Genomic DNA, 18,231 nt, shown 5'->3' with positions numbered 1-18,231 from the left:
GCCCGCGTGCCCTGTGTCCGACGGTAGGGGCGGGATGATCAGCGGGACAGATCACGGAGCGAACGCGCCCCCCTGCACTCCCCGGGTTCACTCCGAGCGCCTGCCCGGACGGGTGAATGAACGGGGGCCGCTGGATACACCCTAGGGGTGGGGGAACCGAGGGGGGACCGTGGAGCGGCGGCGCAGCACAACCCCGTGTTCGCCGCTCCACGGGCACCGGGCGACGCGCCTCGCGCCGCCCTGCCGGACAGCACCACGCGACGCGCCTCGCGCCGCTCAGCCGAACACGGCCAGGCTCTTCGCCTTGCCCTTCTGCTCCTCGACCAGGGCCAGGAACCGGCCCTCGGGGTCGAAGACGGCCACGGCGCCCGCGCCGACGTACGCGTCGGGCATCTCCAGGCGTACGCCGTTGGTGAGCAGCTGGGCCCGCTTGGCGTCCACGTTCCAGCGGGGGAACGCGGCGGTGGCAGCCTCGGCGATCGGCATCACGGCCAGCTCCTGCTGGAGCTGGTCGAGCGTCTTCGCCGAGTCCAGCTTGTAGGGGCCGACGCGGGTGCGGCGCAGGGCGGTGAGGTGGCCGCCGACGCCGAGGTCGGCGCCCAGGTCGCGGGCCAGGGCCCGGATGTAGGTGCCGGAGGAGCAGACGACGGACACGACCAGGTCCAGGACCGGGGTGCCGTCCTCGGCGACCGCGTCACGGACGTCGTACACGGAGAAGGAGGAGACGGTGACCGGGCGGGCCGGGATCTCGAAGTCCTCGCCGTCACGGGCCCGCTTGTAGGAGCGGACGCCGTTGATCTTGATCGCGCTGACCTTGGACGGCACCTGCATGATGTCGCCGCTCAGCTTGGCGACGCCCGCGTCGATCGCGTCCCGGGTGACCTTCGAGGCGTCCGTGGACCCCGTGATCTCGCCCTCCGCGTCGTCGGTCAGGGTCGTCTGGCCCAGCCGGACCGTGCCCAGGTACTCCTTCTCGGTGAGCGCCAGGTGCCCGAGGAGTTTCGTCGCCCTCTCGATGCCGAGGACGAGGACGCCCGTCGCCATCGGGTCCAGCGTGCCGGCGTGGCCGACGCGGCGGGTCCCAGCGATCCCGCGCATCTTGGCCACGACGTCGTGCGAAGTGAAACCCGACGGCTTGTCGACGATGACAAGGCCGTCGGGCGGGGTCTGCTTGCGGTTCATCAGGCGGAGTCGTCCGTCTCGTCCTCGTCACCGGGCTTCTTGTACGGGTCGGCGTCGCCGGCGTACCCGGCGCCCGCGGACACCTCGCGGACCTTCTCGTCGGCGGCACGCGCCTTGTCGAGGAGGTCGTCGATGGTGCGGGCGTTGTCCGGCAGGGCGTCGGCGACGAAGGCCAGCGTCGGCGTGAACTTCACGCCCGCCGCGCGGCCCACCTCGGAGCGCAGGACGCCCTTGGCGCTCTCCAGCCCGGCGGCCGCGGCCGCCCGCTCCTCGTCGTCCCCGTACACCGTGTAGAAGACCGTCGCCTCCCTGAGGTCACCCGTCACCCGGGTGTCCGTGATGGTGACGTGGGAGCCGAGCCGCGGGTCCTTGATCCCGCGCTGCAGCTTCTGGGCCACCACCTGCTGGATGAGGTCCGCCAGCCTCTTGGCACGCGCGTTGTCGGCCACTGGTCCGTCTCCCGTTCTTTCTTCTTCTCTTGCGTTCTGTGGTCGGTCAGTCGTCTTCGCCGTGGAAGCGGCGTCTGACCGACAGCAGCTCCACTTCGGGGCGGGCGGCTACCAGCCGTTCGCACCGGTCCAGCACATCGGTCAGATGCTCCGCGTCACCGGAGACCACGGCGAGACCGATCCTGGTCCTGCGGTGGAGGTCCTGGTCGTCCACCTCGGCCGCGCTCACCGCGTACTTGCGCTGGAGCTCGGCGACGATCGGACGGACGACGGAGCGCTTCTCCTTCAGCGACCGTACGTCGCCGAGGAGGAGGTCGAAGGACAGAGTCCCCACGTACATGTGTAACCGGTTCACCCGCCGGTACGGGATCGATGGCCCTGCCGTCCATGGGACAGGGACATCACGAACGGTACAACGATCCGGGCGGTGGCTCGACGGGGTTTTACCTCGCTCATGCGTCCGCCGGACGCCGTACCGGCCGGCGGGGAGCGATCCCCCGCCGGCCGGTACGGACCTTGGGCGCTTACGCCCTCGGCTTCTCCCGCATCTCGTACGTCGCGATGACGTCGTCGATCTTGATGTCGTTGAAGTTTCCGAGGTTGATACCGCCCTCGAAGCCTTCGCGGATCTCGGTGACGTCGTCCTTGAAGCGACGCAGCCCGGAGATGGTGAGGCTCTCCGCGATGACCTTGCCGTCGCGGATGAGGCGCGCCTTGGTGTTGCGCTTGACCTCGCCCGAGCGGACCAGGACACCGGCGATGTTGCCCAGCTTGGACGACTTGAAGACCTCGCGGATCTCCGCCGTGCCGAGCTCGACCTCCTCGTACTCCGGCTTCAGCATGCCCTTCAGGGCCGCCTCGATCTCCTCGATGGCCTGGTAGATCACCGAGTAGTACCGGACGTCGACGCCCTCGCGCTCCGCCATCTGCGCGGCACGACCGGCCGCACGGACGTTGAAGCCGATGACGATGGCGTCGGAGCCGGTCGCCAGGTCGATGTCCGACTCGGTGACCGCACCCACACCGCGGTGCAGGACGCGGATGTCGACCTCTTCGCCGACGTCGAGCTGGAGCAGCGAGGACTCGAGAGCCTCCACCGAACCGGACGCGTCGCCCTTGATGATGAGGTTGAGTTCCTGCACCAGACCGGCCTTGAGCGCCTCGTCCAGGTTCTCCAGGGAGAACCGGACTCCACGCCGGGCGAAGTTGGCGTTGCGCTCACGCGCCGCGCGCTTCTCGGCGATCTGACGGGCCGTGCGGTCCTCGTCGACGACGAGGAAGTTGTCGCCGGCGCCCGGGACGTTGGTGAGACCGAGGACGAGGACCGGAGTCGAGGGACCCGCCTCTTCCACGTTCTCGCCCTTGTCGTCGAGCATCGCGCGGACACGGCCGTACGCGTCGCCGACCACCATGGTGTCGCCGACCCGCAGGGTGCCTCGCTGGACCAGGACGGTCGCGACGGCGCCGCGGCCACGGTCGAGGTGGGACTCGATCGCGATGCCCTGCGCGTCCTGCTCCGGGTTGGCCCGCAGGTCGAGCGAGGCGTCCGCGGTCAGGACCACGGCCTCCAGCAGGCTCTCGATGTTGAGGCCCTGCTTGGCGGAGATGTCGACGAACATCGTGTCGCCGCCGTACTCCTCGGCCACCAGACCGAACTCGGTGAGCTGACCGCGCACCTTGGTCGGGTCCGCGCCCTCGACGTCGATCTTGTTGACCGCGACCACGATCGGCACGTCGGCCGCCTTGGCGTGGTTCAGCGCCTCGATCGTCTGGGGCATCACACCGTCGTTGGCCGCCACCACGAGGATCGCGATGTCGGTCGACTTGGCACCACGGGCACGCATGGCGGTGAACGCCTCGTGACCCGGGGTGTCGATGAAGGTGATCCTGCGCTCTTCACCGTTGACCTCGGTGGCGACCTGGTACGCACCGATGTGCTGCGTGATGCCGCCGGCCTCGCCCGCGATGACGTTCGTCTTGCGGATGGTGTCGAGCAGTCGGGTCTTACCGTGGTCGACGTGACCCATGACGGTCACGACCGGCGGACGCGCGACGAGGAACTCCTCGCCGCCCTCGTCCTCGCCGAACTCGATGTCGAAGGACTCGAGCAGCTCGCGGTCCTCCTCCTCGGGGCTGACGATCTCGAGGACGAAGTTCATCTCGTCCGCGAGGAGCTTCAGCGTCTCGTCGGAGACGGACTGCGTGGCGGTGACCATCTCGCCGAGGTTCATCATCACGCCGACGAGCGACGCCGGGTTGGCGCCGATCTTCTCGGCGAAGTCGGTGAGCGACGCACCGCGCGACAGGCGGACGGACTGTCCGTTGCCGCGAGGCAGCATCACGCCGCCGACCGACGGGGCCTGCATGGCCTCGTACTCCTGGCGCCTCTGACGCTTCGACTTGCGACCGCGACGCGCGGGACCGCCGGGACGACCGAAGGCGCCCTGCGTGCCACCACGGCCACCGGGACCGCCGGGACGACCGCCGAATCCGGGACGGCCACCGCCGCCACCGAAGCCGCCGCCACCGCCGGGGCCACCGCCACCGGGACGACCGGCGAAACCGCCGCCGCCACCGGGACGGGCGCCGCCACCGGGACCGGCCGGACGACCTGCGAAGCCGCCGCCACCGGGACGACCGCCGCCGCCGGGACGACCCGCACCGCCGCCGCCACCCGGACCGCGGCCGCCGGGGCCACCGCCGGGACGCGGGCCGGCAGCGGGACGCTGCGGCATCATGCCCGGGTTGGGACGCGGACCGCCGCCGGGACGCGGACCGCCGGGGCCTGCGCCCTGCGGGCGGGGCATGCCGCCCGGAGACGGACGGGAGCCGCCCGGAGACTGCGGACGAGGACCGCCGCCCTGGCCACCGGGGCCCTGCGGACGGGGACCGGCGCCGGGAGCGCCACCGGGGCCGCCGGGACGCGGGGCGCCCTGCGGACGGGGCGCCTGCGGGCGCGCCATACCGGCGTTGCCGCCGGAGGTGAAGGGGTTGTTGCCCGGACGCGGACCCGAGGGACGGGCACCGCCCGGACGCGGGGCACCGGCGCCACCGGGGCGCGGCCCCTGAGCGGCGGCCGGACGCTGGCCGCGGTCACCACGATCGCCACGGTCACCGCGGTCGCCACGGTCCTGACCGGGCGCGGGACGGCCGGCGGGGCGCGGCGCGCCGGGGCGCGGGCCCTGCGAGGCCGGCCGCGGGCCGGACGACTGGGCCGGAGCGGCGGGGGCGGCCGGAGCAGCCGGCGGAGCGGTGAACTCCGGGGCGGCCGGGGCCGGACGCGGCGCGGGCTTGGGGCCCGGACGCGGACCGGAGGCCGCCGGCGCGGGGGCCGACGAGGCGGCCGGGGCGGCGGGGGCCGCCGGAGCCGCGGGCGTCTGCGCCGCGGGAGGCTTGGGGGCGGCCGGCCGAGGTGCGGCCGGGCCCGGACGGGCCGCCTGCGCCGGGGAGGGCGCGCCGGGCCTGGGGGCCGCCTTGCGCGGGGCGGGCTTGCCGCCGCCCTGGAAGGCATCTGTCAACTTGCGGACAACGGGCGCTTCGATGGTCGAAGACGCCGAACGGACGAATTCACCGAGTTCCTGGAGCTTGGCCATGACGGCCTTGCTCTCAACCCCGAACTCCTTGGCGAGTTCGTATACCCGGACCTTAGCCACTTCGCTCCTTTTAGGTCCGGGTGTGTCCGGACCGTCGCTACTTCATGGGCGTACTCATCGCGTGCTCATCGAGTGCTCATCGCAATCTCGACCTACTTCCAACTCGCGGGGTACCAGAGCCGCACGGAGGTTCCGTGCGACGCCTTCTTACGGTGTTGCCTGTTCGGCAACGGTCGTCTGCTCGACGTACTGGCGCAACGCCTTTGTGTCGAGCGCTCCCGGGGCTCGCAACGCCCTCGTGAACGCCCGGCGGCGTACCGCCTGGTCGAGACAGACCGGGGCGGGATGCAGATACGCACCCCGGCCGGGCAGCGTACCGCGTGGATCGGGGACGCATGCGTCCCCGATCGCCACGATGCGCAGCAGCTCCGTCTTGGCCGCCCGCTCCCGGCACCCCACACAGGTGCGTTCAGGGCATGCTCCGGTGTGCGTCCGGCCAGACACTCTTAAGTCTACCTCCCCGCGGCGACCTCACCCCTTTGGGCCAGGATTCGAACAGTTGCCGCGTTACATCTGTCGTGATCTGAGCCCCGGCAGGCCGAGATCTATTCCCCGCCGCCGGGTGACCTGGCAGGTGACGTACCCGCCGGGCTACTCGGTGGGCTACTCGGTGGGCTGTTCGACGTCCGGACGGATGTCGATGCGCCAGCCGGTCAGCCGGGCGGCGAGCCGGGCGTTCTGCCCTTCCTTGCCGATCGCCAGCGACAGCTGGTAGTCCGGCACCGTCACCCGCGCGGAGCGGGCCGCGAGGTCGACGACCTCGACCTTGGACACCCGGGCCGGGGACAGCGCGTTCGCCACCATCTCGGCCGGGTCGTCCGACCAGTCGACGATGTCGATCTTCTCGCCGTTCAGCTCGCCCATCACGTTGCGCACCCGGCCGCCCATGGGGCCGATACAGGCGCCCTTGGCGTTCAGACCCGAACGGGTGGACCTGACGGCGATCTTCGTGCGGTGACCGGCCTCACGTGCGATGGCGGCGATCTCCACCGAACCGTCGGCGATCTCCGGCACCTCCAGGGCGAAGAGCTTCTTCACCAGGTTGGGGTGGGTGCGGGAGAGCGTCACGGACGGGCCGCGCATACCCTTCGCCACCCGGACGACGTACGACCGCAGGCGCATGCCGTGCGGATACGTCTCGCCGGGGACCTGCTCCTGCACCGGCAGGATGGCCTCCAGCTTGCCGATGTCCACGAGCACGTTCTTCGGGTCGCGGCCCTGCTGGACCACACCGGTGACGATGTCGCCCTCACGGCCGGCGTACTCGCCGAGCGTCGCGTCGTCCTCGGCGTCACGCAGACGCTGGAGGATCACCTGCTTGGCCGTCGTGGCGGCGATCCGGCCGAAGTCGGACGGGGTGTCGTCGAACGGGCGGGGCTCCTGCCCCTCCTCGAGGTCCTCGGGGTCCTCCTTCGCCCACACGGTCACATGTCCGGTCTCCCGGTTGAGCTCCACGCGCGCGTGACGGCGGCTTCCCTCGGTGCGGTGGTAGGCGATGAGGAGGGCCGACTCGATCGCCTCGACCAGCAGGTCGAAGGAGATCTCCTTCTCCCGCACCAAGCCCCGCAGGGCACTCATGTCGATGTCCACGGCTACGCCTCCTCTTCCATCTCGTTCTCGTCGATCTCGTCGTTCTCGTTCTTGGCGTGCTGGTCGCTCTTGTCCTTGCGGTTGAACTCGACCTGTACGCGGGCCTTGTCGATGTCGCCGAAGGGGAGTCTGCGGGTGGTGGCCTTGCGGCCCTTCACGCCGGGGACCTCGAGACCGAGTCCCTCGTCGTCGACCGTCAGGATCCGGGCGACCAGCTCGCCGCCCTCGGTCAGCTGGAACCGCACCAGCCGGTCGACGGCACGTACGTAGTGGCGGTGCTCGGTGAGCGCGCGCTCCGCGCCCGGGGTGCCGACCTCGAGGGTGTACTCGCCCTCGCCCATCGCGTCCGTCTCGTCGAGCTTCGCCGAGAGCGCGCGGCTCACATCGGCGATCTGGTCCAGGTCCGCTCCGGAGTCGGAGTCGACGACGACGCTCAGCACCCGCTTGCGTCCGACGGAGTCCACGGCGATCTCTTCGAGATCCAGTCCCTGGGAGGCGACGAGCGGTTCCAGGAGCTCTCGCAGCCTCTCGCTCTGGGTGGTGCTCATCCGGGTGACTCCTCGGCCGCGTGTGCTGTTGTGGGATGGGGCTCGTGTCTGGTCAAAGGGTATCCGGTCGCAAGGTGTGTTGCCGTCCACCTGTGCACGGAGGGTGGCGAGCCCTCGCGGGGCGGTGCCGCTGAGTGGTACGGGGCGGCCGCGCGGGTACGGTGATCACGGGCCCGCCGCCCACCAGGACGCCAGTTCCGTACGAGTTCCCCGAGGACGCCCGCCGTGCCGTTGCCCCTCCCCTCGCGAACCCCCTCGGGGCCGCGCAGAAGATCCCTGCTCGCGTCGGCCGCGGGAGCGGTGCTGCTCGCGGGCTGCTCGTCCGGTACGCAGGAGTCCGAGGAGAGCGCGAGCGGCAGCCCGTCGGTCGCCGAGCGGGCACGCGCGCGTGCCGCTCGGGAGAGCGACGAGCTGGTGGCACGGTACGACGCCGTGCTCGCCGTCCATCCGGCGCTGGCAGGGCGGCTGGGGCCGCTGCGGGCGGAGGTCGTACGGCACGTGGAGGCGTTCGGAGGCGCCGCGAAGGCGTCCCCCTCCGCCACTAGGTCCGCCACCGGCTCCCCCGCCTCCGTCTCCCCCACGGCTTCCTCGACGAGCTCCGCCTCGGTTCCGCCGGCCGATCCCTCGGCCGCGCCGTCCGCCGTGCCGGTCACCGACACGGACGCGCTCGCCGGGCTGGCCGCGGCGGAGCGGGCGCTCGCCGACCGCAGGGCGACGGAGCTGCTGGACGTGCCGGGCGAGCTGGCCCGGTTGCTGGCCTCGGTGGCGGCGGCCGGCGCGGCACACGCCTACCTGCTGACGGAGGGGACGCGATGAGTGACGCCACGAGCGCGGAGCTGACGGCGCTCCAGGCGGCGCTGGCCGCCGAACACGCCGCCGTGTACGGGTACGGCGTCGTCGGCGGGCGGATCGGCGAGGTACGGAGCGCCGAGGCACGGGCGGCCTACGACGCGCACCGGGCGCGCCGGGACGCACTCGTGCGCGAGGTGCGCGGCCTGGGGGCCGAGCCGGTCGCCGCGAGCGCCGGATACGCGCTGCCGTTCCCGGTACCGGACTCCGCGGCGGCGGTCCGGCTCGCGACCGAGCTGGAGGAGCGGGTGGCCGGGGTGTACTCCGACCTGGTGCGGGCAGCCGGGGACGCACGGCGCCGGGAGGCCGCGGGCGCGCTGCGGGACGCGGCGGTCCGTGCGGTGCGCTGGCGTGGCGGAAGCGTAGCCTTCCCTGGTCTCGCCGAGCGGACCGGTACGGATCCGGCCACGGGCTCGGCGTCCGCACCGGCAGCGGCCACGCCTCCGGCGGCGGCAGCGCCCTCGGGCACACCGGCGGCTTGACCCGAAGCAGGAAGGGAACGACTCGCGCATGGCTTTCGAACCGCCGCAGCGTCTGGTCCGGGCGCTCGGTGAGACGGCACCGGACGGTGACGGCTGGTTGGAGAAGCTGCCGGAGGCGGCCCGACAGGCCGTCGCCGTGCGCGGGTTGACGGTCGATCGGGTGCAGGTGCCGGGCGGCCGGACCAGCATGGTCGTGCTCGTGCGGCGCGCGGACGGGACACCCGCCGTGCTGAAGCTGGCCCCACCCCGGTTCCGGCCGGAGGCGGAGCGGGCCGCGCTGACGCAGTGGGACGGCCTGGGCGCCGTCCAGTTGCTGCAAGAGCCGCAGACGGCGGGAGCGCTGCTGCTCGAGCGGCTGCACCCCGATGTGTCGGTGCGGTCGCTGGCGGAGGCGAAGGCCCTGCTGGAGGCGGCGGGGACGTTGCGGCGGCTGTGGGTGGAACCACCGGCCGGCCACTCCTTCGAGTCCGTGGCCGACCGCACCGGGCGGCAGGCGCAGGCGATGCGGGCGAGCGCCGAGGCGGAGCCCGAGGTGGCCGCCCTGGTGGACGCGGCGCTCGCCGCCCGTGCGGAGCTGCTGGCGGGACCGCCCGAGCACCGGCTGCTGCACGGCACGTTCCGGCAGAGCAAGGTGCTGGCGGGTGAGCGGATGCCGTGGCTGGCGGTGGGGCCGGATCCGGTGGTCGGCGAGTGCGCCTTCGACCTGGCCCGGCTGGTCCGCGACCGGGTGGAGGACCTGATCGCCTCGCCGTCCGGGGCGTCGACGACCCGGCGCCGGGTGAAGCGGCTCGCGGAGTCGCTGGAGCTGGACCAGGAGCGGCTGCGCGGCTGGACGCTGTTCCGGGCCGTGGAGTCGGGCGTCCGGGCCCGGCGGGTCGGGCGGACGCGGGACGCCGAGCTGCTGCTCGAGTTCGCGAGCTGGCTGTAGCGACGCCGTGCGCCGGGCCCCCCGCGCCGCGGGGCCGACGGCGGTCGCACGGACGCGGTGACGGCTGGGTGACCACGCGGTGACCGGCGCGGTGACCGGCGCGAGCTGGTGCCCCGCGTCGTCTCGGCGGAGTCCGGCGGGAGTCCGGCGGAGTTCCCGCCGGCCGGCCGGCAGAGCGGCACGTCAGCCCGTCGGCGCAGCACGCCGTCAGCGCATCAGCCCGTCGACGCCGGTGTGAGCCGCAGGGCGAGCACCGGGCAGTCGGCCGCCGCGCGGCGGGCCCGTCGCACGGTGCCGGCCGGGACCGGGGCGCCGTCGACCAGGGGGTAGCCCCATTCGTCGAGGACGATGTGTTCGGGGAGGAAGTCAGCGCAGAGGCCGTGGCCCTGGCAGGCCGTCCAGTCGATGTCGATGTGCTGGGCCGTGCTCATGGGTCAGCCCTCCTCGGGGACGGGCAGCAGGGGCCTGTGGTCGGTCGCGGTGCAGTGACCCCGGGCGTGTGCGTCGGCCTCGGCGGCGAAGGTGGTCAGGGCGCTGCGGACCAGGCGGACGGTGCCGTCGGGGTGGTGGCAGGCGCCCCGGCCCTCGACCAGGCCCGACCAGCGGGCCAGGTCGGCGCGGACGGTGCCCTGGGGGCCGGGTGCGGCGAGGGTGCAAAAGGCGGTGGCGATGCGGGGCAGGCCGTTGAGGCAGGGGCCGCACTGGCCGGCCGACTGGAGGGCGAGATAGCGCAGGACGCGCGCGGTCTCGGCGAGGCCGCAGCGGTCGACGGGCAGCGCGGCGAGCACGCCGGCGCCCAGGTAGCTGCTGTCCAGGGCCAGTTCAGCCGCCTCCGGGGCCGGTATCCAGGTGCCGTGGTAACCGCCGACCAGCACCGCCCGGGTGCCTTCCAGCGGCAGCAGTCGCCCCAGGGGCAGGCCGTAGGGCGCCTCCACCACCCGGGGTTCGCGGCCCGGCACATGGACCGTGCACAGCACGCTGCCGGGCTGGGTCGGGGTGCCGGCGGTGCGGTACCAGTCGGCGCCGTAGCGGGCGACCAGCGCGAGGTGGGCCAGGGTCTCGACGTTCTGTACGAGGGTCGGGGCCCGGTGCACTCCGCGCTCGCGGACCGGCGGGCGCTGGTGGGTGGGCAGGGCCGCGCCGCCGGAGACGTACCGGGCGAGGGCGGCGGCCTGGCCGGAGAGGAACGACTTGGGCAGACGGACGACCTTCACCGGCAGCGGGTCCGCGGTGCGCTGGGCGAGGGCGGATTCCAGCCAGGTCGCGCCGTCCTCCACGGCGAGGTACGCCTCCCCCGCGCCGACCGTGCGGGCCGCCAGCTGTAGCCCGTCCAGGACGAGATGGGGCGACCGGCGCAGCAGGGCCTTGTCCTTGCGGCTGGCCGGTTCGCCCTCGGCGCCGTTGGCCACCACGACGGGAGCGCGGCCGGTACGCCGGCCGGCCTCCGCGACGGAGACGAGTTTGCGGTACGTGGGGAAGCCGGCTCCGCCGCGCCCGGTGAGGCCGGACTCGGCGACCGTGCGGAGCAGGGTGTCGGGGTCGCCGTGGGACAGCGGGCCGTAGCGCCGGTGGTGGGCGGCCAGGTCGGCCGGGGTGGCGTCGGGGGCGAGGAGACGTGGGGGCATCTGGAGGTCCGGGAAGGTGGCGGTCACGGTCGGGCTCCTTCGGCGGTGCGCAGGAGGGCCGCGGGGGTGCGGCGGCCGGCGCGGGCGGCGTGTGCGAGGCGGGCGGCGAAGGCGGCGACCGCCGTGGCCACGCAGGCGACGGTCAGCCAGGTCATCCAGTCGGCGCCGGTGTCCGTGCCGATGCCGATGCCGTGGACGAGCGCGACCGGCCAGGAGACGTACGCCAGCCAGTGGACGGTTCGCCAGGTGCGGTGGCCGAGGCGTTCCCGCAGCAGGCTGGTGACCAGGACGGCGAGCATCAGGTCCAGGGCGACCGTACCGAGGCCGAGCCAGAGGGGCTGGTAGTCGCCGACGAAGGGGACGAGGACGTCCACGACGGTGATGTCGACGTAGCCGTCCACGATCGCGGCGGTGATGTGCAGGGCCAGGAACGCGGTCGCGGAGAGGGAGAGCGCGCGGTGCAGGCTCATCGTGCCGAACCGGGGGAGCCCGGGGAGCCGGGTTCTCGACCGGACCGCGATTCCCAGCAGGACGACGACGGTGAAGAGGACGAGGCAGACGGCACCGGTGGCACGGTTGGCGTACCAGAGGGTCTCGGAGGTCACGCGGCCGCCTCCCGTGCCGGAGCGGCCGACGTGGGCCAGCCGGGCGTGGTGACGACGGTGCCGTTCTGGGCCACCAGACGCGCCGGCAGGCCCCGCCTTCGCAGCCACCGCTCCGCGCCCGCGCCCTTCACCAGGGCCGCCGTGCTCGCCGCGTTGGCGTCGGCGCAGGTCGCGGCGGCGACGGAGACCGTGCGCCACGGGGAACGGACCGGCAGGCCGGTACGCGGGTCGACGATGTGGTGCAGGTCGTGACCGCCGCGCCGCCAGCGCCGGGCGGTCGTGCCCGAGGTGGCCAGGCCCCCACCGCGCAGGCCCACCGAGTCGTAGGGACCGTCGGCGGGGGTCTCGTCGACGGGTCCTGTGATGTCCTGGACGCGGATCTGCCAGCCGTCCGCCGGGGGCTCTCCCGCGACGGCCGTGTCGCCGCCCAGACTCACCAGGACTCCGCAGCCGGCCGCCGCGGCCAGCGTCCCGGCGGCCCGGTCGGCGGCCCACGCCTTGGCGGTGGCGCCCAGGTCGAGGCGGATGCCCTCGGGGACGGTCACCGTGCCGGTCGCCCGGTCCAGGCGCACGGTGCGCCACCCCGGGGTGCGCCGGACCGTGAGCCGGACCGGGCGGTCGTCCTCTCGGACGAGGGTGAAGTCGCGGTCGTAGCCGAGGGCGTGCATCGCGGAGCCGACGGTGGGGTCGACCGTCCCGTCGGTGGCCTCGGCCGCGCGCAGGGCCACGTCGAGGGCCTCGGTGAGCAGCGGGCTGACCCGGACCGGGCGGCCGGCGGTGCCGTCGAGGGCGGCCAGTTCGGAGTCGGCGCGGAACCGACTGCACGCCGCGTCGACCTCGGCGAGGTGCCGGGCGAGGAGCAGGTCGCACGACTCCAGCAGGGCCGGGTCGGTGACGACCAGGCGGACCGTGGTGCCGAGGGCCCGCCACTCCGCGGCGGCCGTGGTGCGGGACGCGAGGGGGGCGCTCATCACGACGCTCCCGACGTGGAGTCGGTGGAGCCGCCGGAGGAGGAGGTGAGACCGCTGTCCGAGGAGGAGCTGCCGCTGTCGGAGGACGACGAACCACTCGACGAACTGCTCGACGAGGAGTCCGTACCACTGTCGGTGCTGCTGTTGTCGGTACTGCTGTTGTCGGTGCTGCTGTTGTCGGTTGTGCCGGTGTCCGAGGAGCCGGTGTCCGAGGAGCCCGAGCTGGAACTGGAGTTGCCGCTCGTGCCGCTCGCCGCCGTCTCGGCGTCGGCCTGCATGGTGCCGACCAGGGCGAACACCCCGGCCGCCGCCGCGAGCGTGACCGCCGCGGCCAGGGCGGCCGTACGCCGCGCACCTCTGCGGACCGCTGCCGCGGCCCCCCGTTCCTGTTCCCTGGTCGCCATGACCGTTCCCCTCCGCAGTGACGTTCTGTCACGTCCTACGGTCGGGGAACGATCTGAGAGAAGTCTGTGAGGCAGCCATACGCCCCGGCAGAACTCCCTGAGACGTTGCTTTAAATCAGGCCGTCAGCCGGGCGATCGCCTCGTCGACGGTGAGCTCCTCGCGCTCGCCGGTCCTGCGGTCCTTCAGCTCCAGGACGCCCTCGGCCGAGCGGCGGCCCGCCACCAGGATCTTCGGCACGCCCATCAGCTCGGAGTCGGTGAACTTCACGCCCGGGGAGACGCCGGCCCGGTCGTCGACCAGGACGCGCAGCCCGGCCGCGCGCAGCTTCTCGGAGACGTCGAGCGCCAGCTCGGTCTGGAGGGCCTTGCCCGCCGCGACGACGTGCACATCGGCCGGGGCGACCTCCGCGGGCCAGCACAGGCCCTTCTCGTCGGCGCTCTGCTCGGCGAGGGCGGCCACCGCGCGCGAGACGCCGATGCCGTACGAGCCCATGGTCACGCGGACCGGCTTGCCGTTCTGGCCGAGCACGTCGAGCTTGAGGGCGTCGGCGTACTTGCGGCCCAGCTGGAAGATGTGGCCGATCTCGATGGCGCGGTCCAGCCTGAGGCCGGTGCCGCACTTCGGGCAGGGGTCGCCCTCCTGGACGACCACGACGTCGACGTAACTGCCGACCTCGAAGTCCCGGCCCGCGACGACGTTCTTCGCGTGCACGCCCTCCTTGTTGGCGCCGGTGATCCAGGCGGTGCCCGGGGCCACGCGCGGGTCGGCGATGTACTTCACCTTGTCCAGACCCTGCGGGCCGACATAACCGCGGACCAGGTCCGGACGGCCCACGAAGTCCTCGGCGGTGACCAGCTCGACGGCGGCCGGGGCGAAGTGCGCCTCGACCTTGCCCAGGTCGACCTCGCGGTCACCGGGGACGCCCACGGCGACGATCTCGCCGCCGACCTTCACCAGGAGGTTCTTCAGGGTGGCCGAGGCCGGGACGCCGAGGTGGGCGGCGAGGGTCTCGATGGTGGGGGTGTCCGGGGTGGGGATCTCCTCGAGAGCGGCCACACCGTCGGCGTCCACCGGCTTCAACTCGTACGTGATCGCCTCGGTGTTGGCCGCGAAGTCGCAGTTCGGGCAGTCGGCGAAGGTGTCCTCGCCGGCGCCGGCCGGGGCGAGGAACTCCTCCGACTTGGAGCCGCCCATCGCGCCCGCGGTCGCCGCGCAGATCCGGTAGTCCAGGCCGAGGCGCTCGAACACCTTCTGGTACGCCTGGCGGTGCAGGGCGTAGGACCGGGCGAGACCCTCGTCCTCGGTGTCGAAGGAGTAGGAGTCCTTCATCAGGAACTCACGGCCGCGCAGGATGCCGGCCCGGGGGCGGGCCTCGTCACGGAACTTCGTCTGGATCTGGTAGAGGATGACCGGCAGGTCCTTGTACGAGGACGCCTGGTCCTTCACGATCAGCGTGAAGATCTCCTCGTGGGTGGGGCCGAGGAGGTAGTCGCCGCCCTTGCGGTCCTGGAGGCGGAACAGCTCCGGGCCGTACTCGTCCCAGCGGCCGGTCGCCTCGTAGGGCTCACGCGGCAGCAGGGCGGGGAGGCTGACCTCCTGGGCGCCGATCGCGTCCATCTCCTCGCGGACGATGCGCTCCACGTTGGCGAGGACCTTCTTGCCGAGCGGCAGCCAGGACCAGATGCCGGCGGCGGTACGGCGGACGTAGCCGGCGCGGACCAGGAGCTTGTGGCTCAGGACCTCGGCGTCCGCAGGGTCGTCGCGCAGCGTCTTCGCCATCAACTGGGACATGCGCTGGACCGGTGCGTTCGCCATGGTTCTCGTACTCCTGCCGAAGGGGGTCCCCCGCTCGAGCGCCGCCGAGAGCGGGGGAGGGTGTTGGCTAGGAGGTTAGCCGGGGAGCGTGGCGGGCCGGAAATCCGTTATCCGCGCAGGAGGGGGAGCGGGGCGCCCATCACCGCGTACGGACGGGGAGCGCTGGGGAACAGGACGCGGCGGGCCAGGTCCTGGTAGCCCAGGGAGTGGTAGAGCGCGCGGGCGGGGCTTTCGGTGTCGATCGCGGAGAGGATCGAGCGGGGCTGGGTCGCGGTGTCGGTGATCGTGGTGATCAGGGCCCGGCCCGCGCCGCGGTTCTGGTGCGCGGGGTGGACGTGCAGTTCCGTGATCACGAAGGAGTCGTCCAGCCACTGCTCGTTGCCCTGGGCCCGGAGGTAGGGCTGTACGACCGTCGACCACCAGTGGGCCCGGTCGTTGGGCATGCCGTAGACGAAGCCGACGAGTCGCTCTCCGACGGTCGCGCCGAAGGCTCTCGCACCCGGGTGCGCCATGTGGCGCAGGACGATCTGCCGGCGCACGGCCACCTCGTCGGGGCCCAGTCCGAAGGCGATCGCCTGTACGGCCAGGGCCTCGTCCACATGGGCGGGGAGGTCCAGGGGGCCGATCACGAGGTCCATGGCGGGGAGCCTACAGGGGCCTCAAAAGAGGACGCTCGTGAAGGCGCCGACCTCCTGGAAGCCCACCCTCCTGTACGTGCGCCTCGCCGTGGTGTTGAAGTCGTTCACGTAGAGGCTGACCACCGGGGCCACGTCGGCCAGGGCGTAGCGCAGCACCGCCGCCATGCCGGGGGCGGCCAGGCCCTGGCCCCGGTACTCCGGGGCCACCCACACACCCTGGATCTGGCAGGCGTGGGAGGTCGCCGCGCCGATCTCCGCCTTGAAGACGACCCTGCCGTGGTCGTCGAGGCGGGCGAACGAGCGGCCGGAGCCGACGAGTTCGGCCACCCGGGCCTGGTAGAGCAGTCCTCCGTCGCCGGCCATCGGGGAGACGCCGACCTCCTCGGTGAACATCGCCACGCACGCCGGCATGATCGTGTCCATCTCGTCCTTGCGGATGCGGCGGACGTAGGGATCCGGGGCGGGGTCGGCGGGCATGCGGTCGGTGACCATGAGGGGCTGTCGGGTCCGGATCTCGCGGGCCGGGCCCCAGTGGGGTTCGAGGAGGCGCCACAGCTGGGTGGTCGGCTCGGCGGGGCCGACGATCGAGGAGCAGCGGCGGCCCGCCCGGCGGGCGCGGTCGGCGAAGGCGCGCACCGCTCTCGGTGTCGCGCAGATCGGGACGAGGTTGGCGCCCGCGTAGCACAGGGACGTCAGCATGCCGTCCTCGTACCAGCCCCACATCTCGCCGCCGAGGCGCCACGGGTCGAGGCCCGCGACCTGTACACGTGACGTGACGAAGGCGTTGGCGACCGGCTCGCGGTCGAGGACGGCGAGCGCGGCGTCCAGGTCGCTCGGTTCGAGGACCCGGGAGGTGGTCTGGGTCAACACGCGCGGGGCCTCACACTCAGGTCTGCTGGTCCCCGCACTGTACCTGCGGAAGCTGAGCGGTGCCGACCCGTGTTCAGCCGGCGTTCGTCTGCCGTGACCGTGGGGTGTCGTGCCGTCCCCTGGGGGCTGCCGCCCCCAGACCCCCGGCGGTCGGCCTGAACGGCCTCGTCCTCAAACGCCGGACGGGCTGGACGCACCTGCCTTGCGCGCAAGCTCGGGACGGCCGCCCCTCGCCCTCCCCACCAGCAGCCAGGTGGGATGCACCCGGCCCCGCGCACCGGCTGAGGACGGCCTCGGCCTCCGCAACCGCCGCACGGGCCGGATGCACCGGCCCGTGCGAAAGCTCGGAACAACCACGGTCCCTCGCCCCCACCATCAGCAGCAGCCAGGTGGGATGCACCCGGCCCCGCGAACCGCAGGATCGGGGACGGTCAGCCCGCGACCGACACCGACGGCTCGCCGGAGGTGATGCCGTCCGCCTCCATCTGTTCGGCCAGCTTCATGGCCTCCTCGATGAGGGTCTCCACGATCTTCGACTCGGGCACGGTCTTGATGACCTCGCCCTTGACGAAGATCTGGCCCTTGCCGTTGCCGGAGGCGACGCCGAGGTCGGCCTCGCGGGCCTCGCCGGGGCCGTTGACGACGCAGCCCATGACGGCGACGCGGAGGGGGACCTCCATGCCCGTGAGGCCCGCGGTGACCTCTTCGGCCAGCTTGTACACGTCGACCTGGGCGCGGCCGCAGGACGGGCAGGAGACGATCTCCAGGCCTCGCTGCTTGAGGTTCAGGGACTCCAGGATCTGGTTGCCGACCTTGACCTCCTCGACCGGCGGGGCCGACAGGGAGACGCGGATCGTGTCGCCGATGCCCTGGGAGAGCAGGGCGCCGAAGGCGACCGCCGACTTGATCGTGCCCTGGAAGGCGGGGCCGGCCTCGGTGACGCCGAGGTGGAGCGGGTAGTCGCTCTGGGCGGCGAGCTGGCGGTACGCCTCGATCATCACGACCGGGTCGTTGTGCTTGACCGAGATCTTGATGTCGCGGAAGTCGTGCTCCTCGAAGAGGGAGGCTTCCCAGAGGGCGGACTCGACGAGGGCCTCGGGGGTCGCCTTGCCGTACTTCTGGAGCAGGCGGCGGTCCAGCGAACCGGCGTTGACGCCGATGCGGATCGGGGTGCCGTGCTCCTTGGCCGCCTTGGCGATCTCCTTGACCTTGTCGTCGAACTGCTTGATGTTGCCGGGGTTCACCCGGACCGCGGCGCAGCCCGCCTCGATCGCGGCGAACACGTACTTCGGCTGGAAGTGGATGTCCGCGATCACCGGGATCTGCGACTTGCGGGCGATGGTCGCGAGGGCGTCCGCGTCGTCCTGCGTGGGGCAGGCCACGCGGACGATCTGGCAGCCGGAGGCGGTGAGCTCGGCGATCTGCTGGAGGGTGGCGCCGATGTCGGAGGTACGGGTCGTGGTCATCGACTGCACGGACACCGGGGCGTCTCCGCCGACCGCCACGGATCCGACCTGGATCTGCCGGCTCTTCCGGCGCTCGGCAACCCTGGTCGGAACGGACGGCATGCCGAGAGAAATCGCAGTCATCTGCTGTGCAACCCCAAGTCGTGGATCAAGGC

The 18,231-nt window shown here is 72.7% G+C and carries 19 protein-coding genes; 3 read left to right on the top strand and 16 right to left on the bottom strand.

All coding sequences use genetic code 11. The features are described 5' to 3' along the window. Positions 1-276 precede the first annotated feature (276 nt). The 7 genes from truB to rimP form a co-directional block, all read right to left on the bottom strand. Complete coding sequence (gene truB, locus QQM72_RS02675) at positions 277-1,182, bottom strand: tRNA pseudouridine(55) synthase TruB (protein WP_314219123.1); 906 nt, start codon at positions 1,180-1,182, stop codon at positions 277-279. Beyond that, a complete protein-coding gene (gene rbfA / locus QQM72_RS02670; protein WP_054239652.1) occupies positions 1,182-1,631 on the bottom strand; it encodes a 30S ribosome-binding factor RbfA in 450 nt (149 codons plus the stop codon). The genes truB and rbfA overlap by 1 nt, the downstream gene beginning before the upstream one ends. Positions 1,632-1,677: 46 nt before the next feature. After that, entirely contained in the window at positions 1,678-1,971 is a 294-nt protein-coding gene (locus tag QQM72_RS02665; RefSeq protein ID WP_020128606.1) for a DUF503 domain-containing protein, read from the bottom strand. 184 nt (positions 1,972-2,155) lie between these two features. Next, complete coding sequence (infB, locus tag QQM72_RS02660) at positions 2,156-5,284, bottom strand: translation initiation factor IF-2 (protein WP_078615639.1); 3,129 nt, start codon at positions 5,282-5,284, stop codon at positions 2,156-2,158. A 147-nt stretch (positions 5,285-5,431) separates the two neighbouring features. After that, on the bottom strand, positions 5,432-5,728 hold the full coding sequence (locus QQM72_RS02655; RefSeq protein WP_314219122.1) for a YlxR family protein: 297 nt from the start codon (positions 5,726-5,728) through the stop codon (positions 5,432-5,434). Between the two features lie 159 nt (positions 5,729-5,887). Further along, positions 5,888-6,874 carry a transcription termination factor NusA gene (gene nusA / locus QQM72_RS02650; RefSeq protein WP_020128608.1) on the bottom strand — a complete coding sequence of 329 codons (987 nt, stop codon included), beginning with the start codon at positions 6,872-6,874 and terminating at the stop codon, positions 5,888-5,890. A 2-nt stretch (positions 6,875-6,876) separates the two neighbouring features. Next, on the bottom strand, positions 6,877-7,422 hold the full coding sequence (gene rimP, locus QQM72_RS02645) for a ribosome maturation factor RimP (protein WP_314219121.1): 546 nt from the start codon (positions 7,420-7,422) through the stop codon (positions 6,877-6,879). Between the two features lie 225 nt (positions 7,423-7,647). On the opposite strand from rimP, the gene QQM72_RS02640 reads away from it, so the two are divergent. Genes QQM72_RS02640 through QQM72_RS02630 form a run of 3 tightly spaced genes read left to right on the top strand, consistent with a single transcriptional unit; the run spans position 7,648 to position 9,681 of the window. Beyond that, positions 7,648-8,238, top strand: coding sequence for a hypothetical protein (locus QQM72_RS02640; protein ID WP_314219120.1), 591 nt, complete (start codon positions 7,648-7,650; stop codon positions 8,236-8,238). Next, on the top strand, positions 8,235-8,753 hold the full coding sequence (locus QQM72_RS02635) for a ferritin-like domain-containing protein (RefSeq protein WP_314219119.1): 519 nt from the start codon (positions 8,235-8,237) through the stop codon (positions 8,751-8,753). Before QQM72_RS02640 ends, QQM72_RS02635 begins: the two co-directional genes overlap by 4 nt. A gap of 28 nt (positions 8,754-8,781) precedes the next feature. After that, positions 8,782-9,681, top strand: coding sequence for an aminoglycoside phosphotransferase family protein (locus QQM72_RS02630; protein ID WP_314219118.1), 900 nt, complete (start codon positions 8,782-8,784; stop codon positions 9,679-9,681). A gap of 215 nt (positions 9,682-9,896) precedes the next feature. Here the strand turns inward: QQM72_RS02630 and QQM72_RS02625 are convergent, their stop codons facing one another. The 9 genes from QQM72_RS02625 to ispG all read right to left on the bottom strand — a co-directional run bounded on the left by QQM72_RS02625 (position 9,897) and on the right by ispG (position 18,199). Then, the gene (locus QQM72_RS02625; protein WP_314219117.1) at positions 9,897-10,112 is read right to left on the bottom strand and encodes a ferredoxin; all 216 of its coding nucleotides are present in this window, start codon (positions 10,110-10,112) and stop codon (positions 9,897-9,899) included. Between the two features lie 3 nt (positions 10,113-10,115). Further along, a complete protein-coding gene (locus QQM72_RS02620) occupies positions 10,116-11,333 on the bottom strand; it encodes an NADH-ubiquinone oxidoreductase-F iron-sulfur binding region domain-containing protein (protein ID WP_314219116.1) in 1,218 nt (405 codons plus the stop codon). Next, on the bottom strand, positions 11,330-11,911 hold the full coding sequence (locus tag QQM72_RS02615; RefSeq protein WP_314219115.1) for a ferric reductase-like transmembrane domain-containing protein: 582 nt from the start codon (positions 11,909-11,911) through the stop codon (positions 11,330-11,332). Before QQM72_RS02615 ends, QQM72_RS02620 begins: the two co-directional genes overlap by 4 nt. Further along, positions 11,908-12,882 carry an FAD:protein FMN transferase gene (locus QQM72_RS02610; protein WP_314219114.1) on the bottom strand — a complete coding sequence of 325 codons (975 nt, stop codon included), beginning with the start codon at positions 12,880-12,882 and terminating at the stop codon, positions 11,908-11,910. The genes QQM72_RS02615 and QQM72_RS02610 overlap by 4 nt, the downstream gene beginning before the upstream one ends. After that, entirely contained in the window at positions 12,882-13,286 is a 405-nt protein-coding gene (locus tag QQM72_RS02605) for a hypothetical protein (RefSeq protein ID WP_314219113.1), read from the bottom strand. The genes QQM72_RS02610 and QQM72_RS02605 overlap by 1 nt, the downstream gene beginning before the upstream one ends. A gap of 115 nt (positions 13,287-13,401) precedes the next feature. Further along, on the bottom strand, positions 13,402-15,102 hold the full coding sequence (locus QQM72_RS02600) for a proline--tRNA ligase (RefSeq protein WP_314219112.1): 1,701 nt from the start codon (positions 15,100-15,102) through the stop codon (positions 13,402-13,404). A gap of 107 nt (positions 15,103-15,209) precedes the next feature. Then, the gene (locus tag QQM72_RS02595) at positions 15,210-15,740 is read right to left on the bottom strand and encodes a GNAT family N-acetyltransferase (RefSeq protein ID WP_057601439.1); all 531 of its coding nucleotides are present in this window, start codon (positions 15,738-15,740) and stop codon (positions 15,210-15,212) included. A gap of 21 nt (positions 15,741-15,761) precedes the next feature. Next, positions 15,762-16,610 carry a GNAT family N-acetyltransferase gene (locus QQM72_RS02590; RefSeq protein WP_314219111.1) on the bottom strand — a complete coding sequence of 283 codons (849 nt, stop codon included), beginning with the start codon at positions 16,608-16,610 and terminating at the stop codon, positions 15,762-15,764. A gap of 431 nt (positions 16,611-17,041) precedes the next feature. Beyond that, positions 17,042-18,199, bottom strand: coding sequence for a flavodoxin-dependent (E)-4-hydroxy-3-methylbut-2-enyl-diphosphate synthase (gene ispG, locus QQM72_RS02585; RefSeq protein ID WP_028806657.1), 1,158 nt, complete (start codon positions 18,197-18,199; stop codon positions 17,042-17,044). Positions 18,200-18,231 lie beyond the last annotated feature (32 nt).

Source organism: Streptomyces zaehneri (assembly GCF_032248645.1).
Classification (GTDB): Bacteria; Actinomycetota; Actinomycetes; order Streptomycetales; family Streptomycetaceae; genus Streptomyces; species Streptomyces coriariae.
This window is presented reverse-complemented; position numbering and strand designations above follow the sequence as displayed.